This is a genomic window from Hominenteromicrobium mulieris (genome assembly GCF_046197855.1).
Classification (GTDB): domain Bacteria; phylum Bacillota; class Clostridia; order Oscillospirales; family Acutalibacteraceae; genus Hominenteromicrobium; species Hominenteromicrobium mulieris.
In genome coordinates, this window is record NZ_CP173188.1 from 2,304,388 (window position 1) to 2,321,233 (window position 16,846).

Sequence of the window (16,846 nt, forward strand, 5' to 3'; positions counted from 1 at the left end):
TAATTGGGTCTCCCACGAGGGAACAGTCCACTGGACTGTTCCCTCTCCTGTCCTGATTTTATGGCAGGCAAAAGGATTTCGAGCTCTGCGGAGCTCGACCAAGGGTTTCACCCTTGGATTCCACAGCCTTTTGAAAAAGGCTGGCGAAAACTTTTACGTCGCTTCGCTGTGCTTAACTTTGGCTTAATCCAAACCGTCCGCCCAGCCCATGGATCTTTCCACGGCCTTATGCCAGCGTTTCAGCGCTTTTGCTTCGCTGCCTGCTGCCGTTTGCGGGTCATACGCATTTTTAAGCTTCCACACGGTTCTAAGCTCATCCAGCGATTCCCACACACCGACGGCCAACCCCGCCAGCATGGCAGAGCCGAGCGCGGTGGTTTCCAGACACTTCGGCTGTCTCACGGCGCAGTGCAATAAATCTGCCTGATACTGCATCAAAAAACGGCTTCTCGATGCGCCGCCGTCCACGCGCAGCTCGGAAATTTCCGTGCCGCTGCCCGCTTCCATAGCTTTCACGAGGTCATAGCTTTCATACGCAATGCTTTCCAGCACAGCGCGGCAGATGTGCGCCTTAGACGTACCGCGCGTCACGCCGAGCAGTGCGCCCCGCGCATACATATCCCAGTACGGTGCACCAAGCCCTGTAAACGCCGGCACAAACACCGCGCCGCCTGCGTCCTCCACGGTCTCCGCAAGAAGGTCCGCTTCCTGCGGGTTCGCGATAAGCTTCAACTCATCGCGCAGCCATTTGATGGCCGAGCCCGCGTTAAACGCACTGCCCTCAAGCGCATAGGTCGTCTCGCCATTCACGCACCAACCGATCGTCGTAATAAGCCCCCGGTCGGAGAAAACCGGCTTATCACCCGTGTTCATCAGCACAAAGCAACCCGTGCCGTATGTATTTTTCGCCATGCCCTTATCAAAGCAGCACTGTCCGAACAGCGCCGCGTGCTGGTCGCCCGCAATGCCCGCAATCGGAATTTTCCTGCCGAGTATCGTTTCGGAGCACATACCCACAACGCCGGAGGAGTCCACGACTTTCGGCAGCGCGTCACGCGGGATACCGAACACGTTCAGCATTTTCTCGTCCCAATCAAGCTTTTGAATGTCAAACAGCATGGTGCGCGAAGCGTTCGTCACGTCCGTCACATAGCTTTCGCCCTCCGTAAGCGAATAAATGAGCCACGTATCAATGGTACCGAAGCGCAGGCGATGCTCCTTCGCGAGCACTTTGGCCTTCGGCACGTTATCCAAAATCCACTTCATTTTGGTGCCGGAAAAATACGGGTCAATGATGAGTCCCGTCGTTTTATGAATGTACTCCTCAAGTCCCTCGGCTGTTAACCGCTCGCATTCCGGCGCGGTGCGGCGGCACTGCCACACAATGGCGTTGCAGATCGGGATACCCGTCTCGCTGTCCCACGCCACGGTGGTCTCTCTTTGATTCGTGATGCTGATGGCAGCGATGTCCTCCGCGGTGATCTCCGCCTCATGTACCGCCTGCCGCATGGCGTAAAGCTGCGTCTGCAAGATCTCCACGGCATCGTGCTCCACATAGCCGGGCTGCGGGTAAATCTGCGTAAATTCGCGCTGTCCCATGCCCGCAATGCCGCCCAAAGCGTCAAACAACACGGCGCGCGAACTGGTCGTACCCTGGTCAAGCGACAAAATGTATTGACCGATTTTCAAGTTCAAGCCCTCCTTACCAACGGAAGAAATTGAGCCGGTGCTCCTTGCGGTCCTCCTGCTCTCTTGTGTTTGTGATGACTTTATACCGTACCACCCATTTCGGGTCGATATACTCCAAAATCGCCTGCGGCATTTTGTACTGGAACAGATGCCGCTGGTGCTTAAGGCTCTCCACCACACGGAGATGATCCGAAGACTTCACATCCAAGCTGCCGACGATGATGGTGGAATAATCGTTCGGGTTCGTGTATTTGAAGTTGTCGAGAAAATCCGCCCAGTCGGTGTACTCGGTCAGCTTCACGTATTCGCGCGGGACATTGAGACGGATGCGCACCGCACCCGAAACGCGTCCGCCGGTATTCTGCTTTCTGCCGCGCACCACGCCGAAAATAGGACACTCGCAGTGCAGGTCGAGCATATCGATGAGCGCGGCGTACTCCTTCTTAAACGAAATACTGGGGCTTGCGCGGTAAATCTTGCCGCTTTGCAAAATACGCATCACGGCGCCGGACTGATATGTGTCAATAATCATGTTCTGATAAACCCTTTCCCTTAAAAATCGCGGCGATCCCTGCGTCGCTCCGCCCGCTTCAAAAAAACACAGGCGGTTTTTCAAAACCGAAATTCCAATATATGCGGAAATGTTACTTTGTAGCCCAATCGTATAAAAAGCGGTCAAACTCGCCGACCTTGCGCTTATCGGGCTTGATAAGGTAGCGCTTTAAAAGATCCTTTTCGTTTTCCACCGTCCGCTTATAGTATGCGCCCGCAATACCGCCCGCAATGCACGCCACGGTGTCGGTGTCGCACTTCACGCTGAACACATTGCGGATGCAGCTTTCCCAATCCTCGCTTTCCATAAAGCAACGAAACGCAAGCGGCATGGTCCCCTCCGCCGTAGCATCAAACTTCGCCTTCGGCCGGTATGCCCACAGCGGCTTATGCACGGGGTATTCAAACTCTTTGTTAAAGTATTTTTTCAGGTCCTTTTTGCGCTCGCCGTGCAGTGCAAGGTAAATGAGCCCCGCGGTCGCAACGGCGGCTTTCAGGCCCTCTATGTGGTTGTGTGTGCACATGGCGCTGTTTTTCGCTTCTTCCTCCACCTTTTCCAGCGCATCAAAGTGGTAAGCGATGTAGCTGACGCGCATGGCCGCGCCGTTGCCGAAGCTGCCGTAGCCCGTTTCGGCATGTCCGTCCAGCCAGCGCTGAAACATCGTGCCGTATCCCACGTCTCTGTACATACGCCCGAATTTGCCATAAGCCTTTGCATAGCTGACGTCATTTAAAAGCGCGTATTTCGTCGCGATGGTCAGCACCGTATCGTCCGTGAAAAAACAGTTGTTCCCAAAAAGCTCCACCTTTTTATAGTTGAACCCGCTCGGTTTGCTGAATTCAAACCGCGAGCCGGCAATGTCTCCTAAAATCGCACCGGTCAATCGGATCCCTCCATTCCCTGCATGATCGGTTTCAGTATACCATGTTTTTTCTTCTGTTTCCACATATTTTTGTGAAAAAGTTCCGACTTTGAACAGCTTTTTGATTCTTTTGACTTTTTTCGCCGAATACGGTATGATATAGTTTAAGATAAGCTCATAAAGAGGTGTTCAAAATGAGAAACGCAAAACGGCTTTTGGCGGCGCTTCTGCTCGCGGCGGCACTCATCTTTTCCTCGGCATCGTGCGGCGGGCAGACCGAAACGGCGAGCGAAGCGCCTGCCGCCGCGTCTTCCGAACCGCAGCGGGATTACACCGTGCAGATCTCCAAGGACACCCTGCGCCGCACAGGGCTCGACATCACCGCCGCGGCGCACCGGCTGGGGCTTACAAACGTCACCACAAATGATGACGGCTCCTGCACGGTAGAAATGACAAAAGGCGAGCGCGATGCCGTCTGCGCCGCGCTGAAGGAAAGTCTGTACGAGCAGATCATCGCTTTGCCGGAGGACGGCACGTGGCCGTTTATAAAAAGCGTCACGCTTTCCGAAGACGGCCGCAGCGCCGAAATCCTGAGCACCAAAAACCTGTATAAACCGGAGCGCGACAACGCCGCTGCGCAGGCCGTGTACATTCCCGCGCTGCTCTACGCAGCGTTTACGGGCGAGGACGCAGAAAGCTTCACGGTGCACTTCACCGTAAAAGATGAAACGACCGGCGATGTGCTGGGCGCGTTCGATTACCCCGCCGCAGAGCCGACCGCTTCCGAAAGCGATACAAGCGGCACAGAAAGCACCGCCCCCTCACCCGACACCGCAGAATAAACCGCATACAAAAAACGGAGCCGCACAGGTTTATCACCCATGCGCGGCTCCGTTCTTTTTACTTTTTCGCCTGTGCAAGCTTGCCCATTTCTTTGTGTTTTAATTCGCGCCAGACGGTGCACAGCATCGTAATGTAGCACGCGCCGCCGCCCACAAAGTTCGAGATAGCCTCCGCCCAGAACACACCGTCCACACCGACAGCGGGGATCTGCGGCAGCAAAAACGTCAACGGAATGACGATGATGACCTTGCGGAGCAGTGAAAAGAAAATCGCCTGCTTTGCGCGACCCATCGCCTGCACAACAGACTGCGCCGACATTTGCAGCGCCATCATAAAGCACCCGAAGAAATAAATGTGCATGGCGTGCGTGCATGTTTCGAGTAACTGCGGGTCGCCGTTAAAAAGCTGAATAAACACGTGTGGGAACAGCCTTAGCACGAGCCATACAAGCACCATATAGCTGAATGAAACGACCGTCGTGAACACAATCACGCCGCGCACGCGCTTATATTTCTGTGCGCCGTAGTTGAAGCTGACCACCGGCGCCGCGGCAGATGTCACACCGGTTACCGGCGTATATGTCACTTCGCGAATGGAGTTGATGACCGTCATGACCGCGACGAACAGGTCGCCTCCGTGTTGCGAAAGCATCGCGTTGCACGCCACCTGCACAGCGCTCGACGTAAAGCCCATGATAAAGCCCGAAATGCCAAGCGAGGTGATCTTGCCGATGAGCTTTGCCTGCGGGCGCATGCGCTTTAACTCCAAACGAAACAGCGTACGCTTACCGAGCAGGAAGCGCACCACCCACACGGCGGAAACGAGCTGCGAAAGCACCGTTGCAAGCGCCGCGCCCTGCACACCCATGTCGAACACAAAAATAAACAGCGGGTCAAGCGCAATGTTCACCACTGCGCCGATAACGACCGTCAGCATGCCGCGGTTCGCAAAGCCTTGCGCATTGATGAATCCGTTCATGCCAAGCGAGACCATCATGAATACGCTGCCGAGCATGTAAACCGAAAGATAGCTGTCCGCATAAGGGTACGTCGCGTCGCTCGCGCCGAAGAGATACAGCACCGGCTTTTTGATGAGCAGCACCACCATGCACAAAATTACGCCCGTAATGACGAGCATCGAGAACGTGTTGTTCATCACGTCTGCGGCGCGCTCACGCTGCTTTTCGCCCTCTTCGCCGCCCTGCTGTGCCGCACCGCGCGCCATAGAAAACAACGGCGTACCGCCCGTGCCGAATAAATTCGCAAACGCCGTCACCATCAGTAAAATCGGAAACGTCACGCCGACGCCCGTCAGCGCGTCCACCGATGTATCGGAAATATGCCCGATATACATGCGGTCTACGATATTATATAAGACGTTCACAAACTGCGCCAGCACCATCGGCACCGCAAGGCGCAGGATCGTTTTGGAAATCGGTCCCTTTGAAAAATCGTCGTTTTTCTTTATATCTGCAGCCATACTTTTGCCTTTCCGAATTAAAAAATAGCAGTATCAGTATACAACTTTCGGCAAATTTTGTAAATGGAAAGTCTTAAAAAGTCACAGACAAAACGACCCCTTCGGTGGGCAAATTGCCGCGAAAGGGTCGTTTGCATTTACTATATTACAGCTTGAGTTCTACCGCAACCGGGCGGGTACCAAGCAGCTCTGCGCTGCGGTCATCCGGCTGCGAGGTGCCGACGAAGAACGTGAAGCTGCGGCTGTCTACGCGGCGCGTGCCGGTGTCGTCCACAATTTCAAGCGCGGCCTTCGGCACGGTGATCTCGACATCACACGTCTCATTTGCACCGAGTGAAACCGCCTTAAACGCACAAAGGCTGTGGTTGCGCACCGCGAATTCTGATTCATTGTCACGCACATAGATCTGCAAAATCTCATGCACGGCATAGCCCTCATTTTTGACCGTCGCCGTAATCGTATAGTGCTCGCCGTCATCACGCATTTCGGCTTTCGTCACTTCCGTTTTACCGTAAGTGAGGCCATAGCCGAACGGATACAGCACGCCGCCCGTAAAGTAGCGGTACGTGCGGTTTTCCATCGCGTAATCCGTAAACGCGGGCAGCTCGTCGGAGTCGTTATAAAACGTCACGGGCAGCTTGCCGCTGAAGGAATACTTGCCGAACAAAAGCTCCGCAATCGCCTTGCCGCCGCGTGCACCCGGATACCAGCCCTGCACTACGGCGGAGAAGTTTTCCTCCGCAAAGCGCAAATCCATGGCGCTGCCGGTCATATTGATGAGAATGACGGGCTTGCCGGTCTTCGCGACAATCTCCATCAGCTTTCTCTGCGGCGCGGGCAGCAGCAAATTCGCCTTGTCGCCGGAGCCGACAGAATTGCTCTGGTCCATCTCCTCACCCTCAAGATTTTCATTGAGGCCCGTCACCAGCACCACAACGTCGCTGTGCTCCGCCACGGTCTCGGCTTCGGAAAAGCGGTCGCCGGGCAGGCCCAGCCCTTCCACGCGGTCTTTGTAGAGGTGGCAACCCTCGGCGTACAGCACGCGAACGTCGTCGCCTACATAGTCCTGGATGCCCTCCAGCACCGTGATATATCTTGACGCCGTGCCGTGGTAGTTGCCGATGAGCGCCATGCGGTCGTTCGCATTCGGACCGATGACGCCGATCGTCTTGATTTTCGCTTTATCAAGCGGCAAAATGCCGTCGTTTTTCAGCAGCACAACGCTTCTGCGCGCGGCTTCCTCGCTGAGCGCCAAATGCTCCGGGCACTCCACGACCTCATAGGGAATGGAGTTGTATTCGCAGTTCTCGTCAAACTCGCCGAGCATAAAACGCGTGGTAAAGAGTCGCTCCGCCGCCGTCGTGATGTCGTCCTCGGTGATGAGCCCGTCCTTGAGCGCGCGCAGCAAATGCAGATATGTGTTGCCGCAGTTTACGTCACAGCCCATCTTAATGGCGAGCGCAGCGGATTCCGGCGCGGTGGTCGTGATGTGGTGGTGCAGGTGAAAATCGGAAATCGCCCAGCAGTCGGAGACAAAGTGTCCCTGAAAGCCCCACTTGCCGCGCAGAATTTTGCGGATGAGCAGGTCACTGCCGCAGCACGGCTCGCCGAGCGTGCGGTTGTATGCGCCCATCACGGCCTCCACTTCGCCCTCTTTCACAGCGGCTTCAAACGCGGGCAGATACGTCTCCCACAAATCCTTTTGGCTCACCTCGGCGTCAAATTCGTGGCGAATGGCCTCCGGGCCGCTGTGCACAGCATAGTGCTTCGCGCACGCCGCGACCTTCAAGTATTTCCCGTCACCCTGCAAGCCCTTGATGTACGCCACGCCGAGCCGCGCCGTGAGGTACGGGTCTTCGCTGTACGTCTCCTGCCCTCTGCCCCAGCGCGGGTCGCGGAACAGGTTGATATTCGGCGACCAGAACGTGAGGCCCTTATAAATATCGCGGTCGCCGTGCTTAGAAGCTTCGTTATACTTCGCGCGGGCCTCCGTCGCAACGACATCGCCGATTTTTCGGATCATCTCCGGGTCAAACATGCTCGCCATGGCAACGGGCTGCGGAAACATCGTCGCCGTGCCGGCGCGCGCCACGCCGTGCAGCGCTTCGTTCCACCAGTTGTACGCCGGAACGCCCAGCCGTTCAACGGGCGGCGCATCAAATTTCAGCTGTGAAGCGCGTTCCTCTATCGTCATTTTGGAAACAAGCTCGTGCGCCAAAGCCTGCGCCTTTTTTCTGTCTCTCATGGTAACACCCCTAAAAAGTTGTTAAAAAAAGTATAGCACGGTTTTATTCAAAAAGAAAGATAAAAGTTTTATCTTCCGGATAAATCGACAACAAAAAAAGCGGCAAACCGAAGCCTGCCGCCGAAAATTTATAATTTAGAGATTCAAAAAGCCCGCGTTCAGCATGGACTGTGCCGCCAAAATCGCACCGAGGCGGCCGCTGTTGAAGTTCACACCGCCCTGCATCCATGCCGCAAACGGCTCACGCAGCGGTGCGTCCGCAGAAAGCTCAATGGACGAGCCAAACGTGAACGAGCCGGACGCCATGATGACGTCGCAGTCGTAGCCCGGCATGGGGCTCGGCTCCGGCACAACGAAGGAATCGACCGGCGCGCCCTGCTGAATGCCGCGGATAAATGCGCACAGCGCCTCGCGCTCGCGCAGCTGCACCGCCTGAATAATATCCGCGCGCGGCTCATCGTAGCGCGGAGTCACGTCAAAGCCGAAGCCCTCAAACAGCGCCGCCGTGAACACAGCGGTCTTTAAGGCTTCGCCCGTGACGTTCGGCGCGTGGAACGTGCCCATGAAAAGCTCGCGGTTGTTGCCGAGCGTGCAGCCGATCTCGCGACCCGTACCCGGGGTCGTCAGGCGATACGCGCAGCTTTCAATAAGGTCGCGGCGGCCCGCAATGTAGCCGCCCGTCGGCGCAATGCCGCCGCCCGGATTTTTGATGAGCGAACCCGCCATAAGGTCTGCGCCCACAGCCGTCGGCTCCATTTTCTGCACATACTCGCCGTAGCAGTTATCCACCATGACAATGCAGTCCGGCGCACGGCGCTTTGCGATCTTTACAATGCGCTCGATCTCCTCCACCGTCAGGGACGGGCGCAGGCTGTACCCGCGGGAGCGCTGAATGTACACCATGCGGTGCTTCGGCGTGATGGCCGTCTCCATGCCGTCATAGTCAGGCGTGCCGTCCGGCAGCAGGTCAAGCTGCTCGTAGTTTATGCCAAACTCCTTTAATGAGCCGTTGCCGTCGCCCGTAATGCCGATCACGCCGCGCAGCGTATCATACGGCATGCCGGTAACGCTCAGCATCGTATCGCCCGGGCGCAGAACGCCAAAAAGCGCTACGGTAAGCGTATGCGTGCCGCTGACAAAATTATAGCGGCACAGCGCGTCCTCCGCACCGAGGGCACGCGCGTACACTTCGTCCAGCACGTCGCGGCCGCGGTCGCCATAGCCGTAGCCTGTCGTTGCCACAAAGTGGCTCTCGCTGACACCTGCCTGCATGAACGCAGCCTGCATCTTCTCCTGATTATACCGCTGTGTTTCGGAAATTTTCGCAAGGTACGGCGCAGCCTTCTGCTCCGCTTCCTCCGCCGCCTTCAGCACGCGGTCATCAATTTTAAAAAACTCGTACATAGTAAACCCGCTTTCGCAAACGCAAAAGCCTTCCTTTATCTGAATTATTTTAATTGCATAATTTTCCCTGCGCCCATGCGCCGCACGGTTTATAGCCCAAAGCGTCATAAAACGCCTCGTTTTTGCGTTCTTCGCGCAGGATATACACCGTGCCGCTCGGCAGCATTCGCTCTATTTTTCGGACAACCGCCGTGCCAAGCCCCCTGCGGTGAAATTTCGGCAGCACCGCCACAGCAGAAATGAGGCTCGCGCTTTCGCCGAGCACTGCTGCAGCCACGGCGACGGTCTTCCCATTTGCCGAAACACCCGCGCAGCGCACCGTGCCGTGCCGCATGCGGTGGGATAAATCGAGGTAAAACGGCTCGAACTCCCCCACCATGCCGTTTGCTTTCAGCACAGCATAAATCTCTCTCGGAGAAATTTCCTCCGCAGGCTGCACAGTCCCATTTCGCAGCACTTTTTGCAAAATCGCGCCGCTTTCGGTGATGTTTAGCCCCAGCTTTTCGGCATTCTCCGCGCTGCACACGACTTCATTTGTGCCCACCGCACTCAAAAACGCACGCGCCTCGTCCGCGTCGGTGATCTCCCCCGCAATGCAGACGGAGCCGTCCGTTTTTCCGTAGGCGGCTTCCCCGTCCGTCCAAAACTGCGCGAACGACTGATGGAAGCCATACGCCTGCGCTTTAGACCGGATTTGGCAGCCAAACGGAGAACTTCCGCACGACATAGAGAGCGCTTCTAAATTTTCCGCAAGACGGATCATTACAGCTTGCCGCCGGAAATTTCCGCCATCATCAGCACCATCAGGTCAATGACCGCCTCTATGTCCTTTTCGGTCGTCATCGCGATCGCGCTGTGGATATAGCGGCACGGGTGCGAGATCGTCAGCGTCTTCACGCCGCCGCGGGAAACGTGAATGGTGCCCGCGTCTGTGCCGCCGGCACGCACGGTCTTCGGCTGCACCGGAATATTGTTTTCTTTACCGAGCGCCATCGCGCGGCGGAAATAATCCTTCGGGTAAACGGTACGCATATCCGTAAGGGAAATGACTGCGCCGCCGCCCATTTTGCACGCTGCGTCCGTCGGGCTCACACCGGGAATATCGCCCGCCGTCGTGCCCTCCAGCACAAGCGCCGCATCGGGCTCCAGAATATACGCCGCCGTGCCCGCGCCGCGCAGGCCAATCTCCTCCTGCGTGGAGAAGACGAAATACGTGTCGTATTCGAGCGGGCGCTGCATCAGCGTGATAAGCGCAAAGCAGCCCACGCGGTCATCGAGCGCCTTCGCCTTCACCGTACCGTGCACGTGCTCAAAGAACGGCACAAAGCACGCGTTGTCGCCAATCTGCACCAATGTCTCGGCTTGCTCACGTGTATCTGCGCCGATGTCGATGGCGAGTTCGTTCACGGGCACGGGCTTTTCAAATTCGTCGCCCTTAAGCAAATGCACCGGCTTTGCGCAGATGACACCCGGCGTTTTGCCGTCCACCAGCACATCGCGGCCGGAGAGCACCTCCGGGCGGATATTGCCGACCGTCGTGAACTTCAAAAGGCCGTTTTCCATTATGTTCGTGATGACAAAGCCCACTTCGTCCATGTGAGCGCAGAGCATCAGCTTCTTCTCGGGACGCTTTTCGCCCTTTTTAAACGCCAGAATGTTGCCGAGCGGCGAAATGTGAATCTCGTCCGCATACGGCTCAATTTCACTTAAGATCACGCTGCGCACATCGTCTTCCTCGCCGGAAACACCGATGGTGCGGGTAAGCTTTTTCAGAATTTCATAGTTAAGCATTCGGCTGCGCCTCCTTATCCGTGATATACGCCGCGATGAGCTTTGCAATGTTCTCCATATCCTCAAAATCGCAGATCTCCGCCGGGGTGTGCATGTTGCGCTGCGGCACGGAGATGAGCCCCGTGCGCACGCCGCCGCGGGTGGTACTGATCTCGTCGCAGTTCGTACCCGTTCTGCCGCCCATAGCTTCCAGCTGATACGGGATATTTTCGCGCTTTGCGAGCTCGACAAGCTTTTTGCTGATTTTTCTGTCCAGCGCCGCGGAGAAGCCGATCATCGGCCCTTTGCCGAGCTCTGCGGTAAGCATGCTCTCCGCGTCCGGCTGCTTTGCGAACGAAACGTCCACGGCAATGGCCTCGGTGGGCTCAAGTGCATACGCAGAGACCTGCGCGCCCTGCCCGCCGACCTCCTCCTTTGTGGAGCACAGCACCATAACGCAGCAATCGGGGTTCTGTTCATTTGCAAGCTGTGCGGCGCGGATGACGCACGCGCAGCCCGCACGGTCGTCGAGCGCCGTGCCCGTGATGCGGTTGCCCATGAGCTTTTTCAGCGGGCGCGTCAGTGCGGCGCGGTCGCCGACAGCGACGAGTTTCTCCACTTCCTCTTTCGGAAGCCCTAAGTCAATGCACTGCTCCGCAACGGGCTTTATCTTATCATCTCCCTTTGCAAGGTGCGGCGGCAACGTGCAGCCGATGCCCGTGACGGTCTCCGTGCCGAACACGGCAACGGGGCTGCCCGGCAGCGTGCGGCGGTCCACACCGCCCACATTCGTCACATGCAGAAAGCCGTTTTCGTCAATGTCCGTCACGATCATACCGATCTGGTCAATGTGCGCGTCCAGCAAAATGCGGCGCTTAGAACTCAAATCGCCGAAAATGCCCACAACGCCGCCAAGCTCGTTCTCACACACCTCTTTGCAGAAGCCGAGCTCCTTTTTCGCAACTTTGAACACGTCGTCCTCACAGCCGGATGTGCCGTGCTCTGCGCACAGCGCGCGGGTGAGGCGTTCAATCTCTTCAAACATGATATTCCCTCCTAAAGCTTGATTTATAAAAACAAAAGCCCCGCATTCCGAATGGAGACCCATCGAAAAGCGAGGCGCATTTCCGCAAGTATTCACTTACTTTGTGAAATACATAATGATGTTGATCACAAGGACCAGCACAAAGAAGCCAATCGCAATGAACTTTGTCCAACGAGCAAGGAACGCATCCATGGAACGCGCCTTATTCTTGGAAAGGAACGTATCCGCGCCGCCGGTAATCGCGCCGAGGCTCTGCTGATGGCCTTCCTGCAACAGTACGACAACGATGATCGCCAGTGCGAAAAGAAGCAGAACGATACCGAAAATAATTTCAACAGCACCCATATATTTTACCTCCTCTTCAAGAGACTTAACGCTAATTTTATTCGTAGCTTAATTATGATACCATACAAAGCGGGATTTTGCAACAGGATTTTTTGCTTTTTTCCTGCATATTCCGCCGTCCTACGTCCATACTGATACCAAGGCAGTCACAGTCAGGCGTTTGTGCGCGCCAAAACGGACCGTGCGGCAAAACCGCACTTTCGCGTCACACGAGCGGGGTCTTTCCCGGGCGGGCGGCGCAGTCCATGGTGCGGACTGTATGCTGCCCGCCCTTCAGTAGGACTGAACGCTCCGCCGCGCAGGCCACACGCCTGCACAAACGGAACGCCAAACGGTCTTGCCGGAGGGCTGATTTTTTACAGCGAAATCTGCTCGCCGCCCTCCTCTCCGTTCGGCAGTGCGCCGAGCGCCGGAATCTTCTTTCTGTACCGCGACGGGTTCTGCAGCTCGTCTTCTTGGTAGATATGCGCGTCCGTAATGCGTTGGCCTTTTTTCAGGTTCATCACCGCCACGCCCTGCGTGCTCTTTGTCGTCTTCGGGGCGATGAGCGCCGTGTTCATGAGCAGTCGTCTGCCGCTTGAGGACGTCAGCAGCACATCGCAGTCTTCCGAAATTTGCAGCGCCGCCGCAAGCGGGGCCTTGTCGGAATACGCGTTAATGAGCTTTCTGCGGTTCGTCTTCGTGTAATAAGCGGAAAGCTCCACCTTGGCGACCTTGCCGTTATCGAAAACAAACAGCATGTAGCCCTTAAAGTCGGTCGTTACAGCCATGTACGCAGCGCTTTCGCCCTCGTCCATCTGCACGCGCGCAGGCACATATTCGCCCATCACGCTCGCTTTGGTGTCGGCAAAATCCGCCGCTTTCAGCTTGTAGACCTGCGCTTTGTCGGAGAAGAACAAAAGCTCCGCCGCGTTTGTCGATTCCATCTGTTGGGCAATCTCGTCTCCATCTTTTAATTTCTGGTCGCCGCCCATGCGCAGGGAAAGCGGGGTGATCTTCTTAAAGTAGCCTTCTTTCGTGAAAAACAGGTTCACCGGGTAATCCGGCACAGTCTCCACGGGCTCTTCTTCGGCAATTTCCTCCGCGTACAAAATATGGCTGCGGCGCGGCTGGCCGTACTTCTGCGCGATTTCATTCAGCTCGCGCACAATAATCGTCTTAATGCGCGTTTTTGAGGCCAAAATTGCCTCAAGGTCACGAATTTCTTCCTCTAAGCTGTTCACCTCTTCGGTGCGCTTTAAGATGAACTCGCGGTTTAAATGGCGCAAACGGATTTCCGCTACATATTCGGCCTGAATTTCGTCGATGCCAAAGCCGATCATGAGGTTCGGCACAACTTCGCTTTCTTCCTCGGTCTCACGCACAATGCGCACGGCTTTATCGATGTCGAGTAAGATTGCCTTGAGGCCGTAAAGCAAATGCAGCTTCTCTTTCTTCTTCGTGAGGTCGTAGTGCGTTCTGCGGCGGACGCATTCCATTCTGAACGCCGTCCACTCCTCAAAGAGCTCACGCACACCCAGCACACGCGGAATACCCGCGATGAGCACGTTAAAATTGCAGGAGAAGCTGTCCTCCAGCGTCGTCATGCGGAACAACCGCTGCATCAGCTTATCGGGGTCTGCGCCGCGCTTCAAGTCGATCGTGATCTTGAGTCCGTCCAGACCCGTCTCGTCTCGAATGTCGGTGATTTCTTTCACCTTGCCCTGCTTCACAAGGTCGATGACCTTTTCCACAATGGCTTCAATGGTCGTTGTCGGCGGAATCTGGGTAATATCGATGCAGTTTGCGGATTTATCATACGTGTAGCGCGAGCGCACCTTGATGCTGCCGCGGCCTGTTTTGTAGATCTGCTCCATCGCCGCGCGGTCGAAAATAATCTGCCCGCCGCCCGGGAAGTCCGGCGCCTGCATCGTCGTAAAAATGTCATGCTTCGGGTCACGGATGAGCTCCGCCGCCGTGGTGCACACTTCGGCGAGATTAAACGGGCAAATGGACGACGCCATGCCGACCGCAATGCCCGTGTTTGCGTTGACGAGCACCGAGGGGAATGCCGCCGGCAGCAGCGTTGGCTCTTTCATCGTACTGTCGTAATTGTCGACAAAATCCACGGTGTCCTTGTCGATATCGCGGAACAGCTCGCGGCAGATGGGGTCAAGGCGCGCTTCCGTGTAACGGGAAGCCGCCCACGCCATGTCACGGGAATAAAACTTACCGAAGTTGCCCTTAGAGTCTACATAGGGGTGCAAAAGCGCCTCGTAGCCGCGGGAAAGACGCACCATCGTGTCGTAAATCGCACTGTCGCCATGCGGGTTCAGCTTCATCGTCTGACCGACGATGTTCGCGCTTTTCGTGCGCGCCGAGCCGAGCAGGTTCATTTTGTACATCGTATAGAGAAGCTTTCTGTGCGAGGGCTTAAAGCCGTCAATCTCCGGGATGGCACGGGACATAATAACGCTCATCGCATACGGCATGTAGTTCTGCCGCAGCGTGTCGTTGATGTCCTGCGCCTGAATTTCACCCGCGCCCGCAATAAAGCCCTGCATCTTCGGCGTATTTTCTCTTTTCGGCTGTTTTTTTCTTGCCATGCTTTACGCTTCCTTTCGTCAGAGCTTTAAGAAATATCGAGGTCATCGAGGTACTCGCTGCCGTGGGTCGCAATGTAGTCCTTACGGCCCGTAAGATTATCGCCCAGCAAGATATCAAACATCTGCGCCGTCCTTTCGGCATCGCCGGGCTTCACCTGAATCAACCTGCGCGTTTTCGGGTTCATCGTCGTCAGGTTCATCATGTCCGGGTCGTTTTCACCCAGACCTTTCGAGCGCTGAATCGTAAACTTCTGGCCCTCAAGCTGCGTCAAAAACTCGTCCTTTTCGCGCTCGTTATACGCAAAATACGTCTTGTCCTTCGCCGTAATTTCATAAAGCGGCGATTCCGCAATGAACACCTTGTGCTCTTCGATGAGCTGCGGCGTCAAACGGTACAGCATCGTCAACAGCAGCGTGCGGATCTGGAAGCCGTCCACGTCGGCATCGGTGCACAGGATGATCTTGCTCCAGCGCAGCGCGTTGATGTCGAACGACGCAATGGACTTGTTCGCCTTCGACTTTACCTGCACGCCGCAGCCGAGCATCTTAATGAGATCGGTGATGATCTCACTTTTGAAAATCTTGTCGTAATCCGCTTTCAGGCAGTTCAGAATTTTACCGCGGATCGGCATCACGGCCTGATAGTTCGGGTCGCGCGCCTGTTTGACCGCACCGAGAGCGGAATCGCCCTCCACGATAAAAATCTCACGCTCGGAAACATCCTTGCTGCGGCAGTCCACAAACTTCGCCACGCGCCCCGTGATATCCATTTTGGCCGTCAGCTTGCCCTTTAAGTTGAGGCGCGTTTTTTCGGCGTCCTCGCGGGAGCGCTTGTTGATAAGCACCTGTGCGCCGATTTTCTCCGCCTCAATGGGGTTTTCGATGAAATAAATTTCGAGATTATGGCGGAGCATCTCCACCATCGCTTCCTGAATACCCTTGTTGTTGATGGCCTTCTTTGTCTGGTTCTCATAGGAGGTCATCGTGGAGAACGAGGACATGACGATAACAAGGCAATCCTCCACGTCCTGAAATTTAATTTTGCTTTCGGATTTATTATACTTGCCGTTCTGCTTCAAATACGCGTCGATCTGGTACACGAACGCGTTCTGCACGGCCTTGTCCGGTGCGCCGCCGTATTCCAGCCAGCTCGAGTTGTGGTAGTATTCCGTCAAATGCACGCGGTTGGAAAATGCCACCGCAGCGTTGATCTTCACATTGTAAAGCGGCAGGTCTTCGCGGTCGCGCACGCGCTTTTCGGACTGCCAGAACTGCACGGAGGTCAGCGCATCTTCGCCCACCAGCTCGCGCACATGATCTAAAATGCCGTTTTCGTAGCAGAATTCCGTCGTCTCGAATTTGCGCGGCGAAACTTCATTTTTTAAAATAAACTTCACGCCCGCGTTGACGATGGCCTGCCGCTTGATGATATCCGTGTAATAGTCCGCCGGCACGTCAATGTCCGTAAACACCTTGATATCCGGCTTCCAGCGAATGCGCGAGCCCGTGACCTTCTTGCCGTAAGGCTCCTTATTGAGTCCGCCTATGTTCTCACCGTGCTCAAAGTGCAGCGTGTAGCGGAAGCCGTCGTAGCGAATATCCGCGTCCATGTATTCGGAGGCATACTGCGTAGCGCATAGACCGAGACCATTCAGGCCCAGCGCGTAATCGTAGTTGCCGCCGTCATTGTTGTTATACTTGCCGCCCGCATACATCTCGCAGAACACAAGCTCCCAGTTGTAGCGCTCTTCGCGCTTGTTGTAATCCACCGGGATGCCGCGGCCGTGGTCTTCCACCTCAACGGAATGGTCGGCATAGCGCGTAACGGTGATCTCCTTGCCGTAGCCCTGGCGCGCCTCATCAATGGAGTTCGAGAGGATCTCGAAAATCGCGTGCTCGCAGCCGTCGAGACCGTCTGAGCCGAATATGACCGCCGGACGCAGACGTACACGGTCCGCGCCCTTCAGACTTTTGATGCTGTCGTTGCCGTAGGTTTGCTTTTTAGCCATTCACCATGTTCCTTTCC

General features: G+C 55.9%; 13 protein-coding genes. 1 reads left to right on the forward strand and 12 read right to left on the reverse strand.

Going from position 1 to position 16,846, the window contains the following annotated elements:
• Positions 1-183 precede the first annotated feature (183 nt).
• The 3 genes from glpK to ACI0CA_RS11385 all read right to left on the reverse strand — a co-directional run bounded on the left by glpK (position 184) and on the right by ACI0CA_RS11385 (position 3,125).
• Complete coding sequence (glpK, locus tag ACI0CA_RS11375) at positions 184-1,689, reverse strand: glycerol kinase GlpK (protein ID WP_316523193.1); 1,506 nt, start codon at positions 1,687-1,689, stop codon at positions 184-186.
• A 13-nt stretch (positions 1,690-1,702) separates the two neighbouring features.
• Positions 1,703-2,221 (reverse strand): hypothetical protein, encoded by a 519-nt coding sequence (locus ACI0CA_RS11380; protein WP_176821453.1) that lies wholly within the window; start codon positions 2,219-2,221, stop codon positions 1,703-1,705.
• 112 nt (positions 2,222-2,333) lie between these two features.
• Positions 2,334-3,125: an ADP-ribosylglycohydrolase family protein gene (locus ACI0CA_RS11385; protein WP_446806795.1), complete on the reverse strand. Its 792-nt coding sequence runs from the start codon at positions 3,123-3,125 to the stop codon at positions 2,334-2,336.
• A 173-nt stretch (positions 3,126-3,298) separates the two neighbouring features.
• Here ACI0CA_RS11385 and ACI0CA_RS11390 point away from each other — a divergent pair, with 173 nt between their 5' ends.
• On the forward strand, positions 3,299-3,946 hold the full coding sequence (locus ACI0CA_RS11390; protein ID WP_446806794.1) for a hypothetical protein: 648 nt from the start codon (positions 3,299-3,301) through the stop codon (positions 3,944-3,946).
• A gap of 58 nt (positions 3,947-4,004) precedes the next feature.
• On the opposite strand, the gene ACI0CA_RS11395 is transcribed toward ACI0CA_RS11390, so the two are convergent.
• The 9 genes from ACI0CA_RS11395 to ACI0CA_RS11435 form a co-directional block, all read right to left on the reverse strand.
• Positions 4,005-5,426 (reverse strand): MATE family efflux transporter, encoded by a 1,422-nt coding sequence (locus ACI0CA_RS11395; protein WP_446806793.1) that lies wholly within the window; start codon positions 5,424-5,426, stop codon positions 4,005-4,007.
• Positions 5,427-5,571: 145 nt separating this feature from the next.
• Complete coding sequence (locus tag ACI0CA_RS11400; RefSeq protein WP_446806792.1) at positions 5,572-7,671, reverse strand: glycoside hydrolase family 3 C-terminal domain-containing protein; 2,100 nt, start codon at positions 7,669-7,671, stop codon at positions 5,572-5,574.
• Positions 7,672-7,806: 135 nt separating this feature from the next.
• Complete coding sequence (locus tag ACI0CA_RS11405) at positions 7,807-9,075, reverse strand: methionine gamma-lyase family protein (protein ID WP_308448768.1); 1,269 nt, start codon at positions 9,073-9,075, stop codon at positions 7,807-7,809.
• A gap of 49 nt (positions 9,076-9,124) precedes the next feature.
• Positions 9,125-9,838: a GNAT family N-acetyltransferase gene (locus tag ACI0CA_RS11410; RefSeq protein WP_308448769.1), complete on the reverse strand. Its 714-nt coding sequence runs from the start codon at positions 9,836-9,838 to the stop codon at positions 9,125-9,127.
• Positions 9,838-10,866, reverse strand: coding sequence for a M42 family metallopeptidase (locus ACI0CA_RS11415; protein ID WP_308448770.1), 1,029 nt, complete (start codon positions 10,864-10,866; stop codon positions 9,838-9,840). Before ACI0CA_RS11415 ends, ACI0CA_RS11410 begins: the two co-directional genes overlap by 1 nt.
• Positions 10,859-11,890: a M20/M25/M40 family metallo-hydrolase gene (locus ACI0CA_RS11420; protein WP_308448771.1), complete on the reverse strand. Its 1,032-nt coding sequence runs from the start codon at positions 11,888-11,890 to the stop codon at positions 10,859-10,861. Before ACI0CA_RS11420 ends, ACI0CA_RS11415 begins: the two co-directional genes overlap by 8 nt.
• 96 nt (positions 11,891-11,986) lie before the next feature.
• Positions 11,987-12,235 carry a preprotein translocase subunit SecG gene (gene secG / locus ACI0CA_RS11425; RefSeq protein ID WP_308448772.1) on the reverse strand — a complete coding sequence of 83 codons (249 nt, stop codon included), beginning with the start codon at positions 12,233-12,235 and terminating at the stop codon, positions 11,987-11,989.
• Positions 12,236-12,591: 356 nt separating this feature from the next.
• Positions 12,592-14,820, reverse strand: a complete 2,229-nt coding sequence (locus tag ACI0CA_RS11430) for a DNA gyrase subunit A (protein ID WP_417113011.1) — start codon at positions 14,818-14,820, stop codon at positions 12,592-12,594.
• A gap of 26 nt (positions 14,821-14,846) precedes the next feature.
• Positions 14,847-16,829, reverse strand: a complete 1,983-nt coding sequence (locus ACI0CA_RS11435) for a DNA gyrase/topoisomerase IV subunit B (protein ID WP_395507117.1) — start codon at positions 16,827-16,829, stop codon at positions 14,847-14,849.
• Between the last annotated feature and the right edge of the window lie 17 nt (positions 16,830-16,846).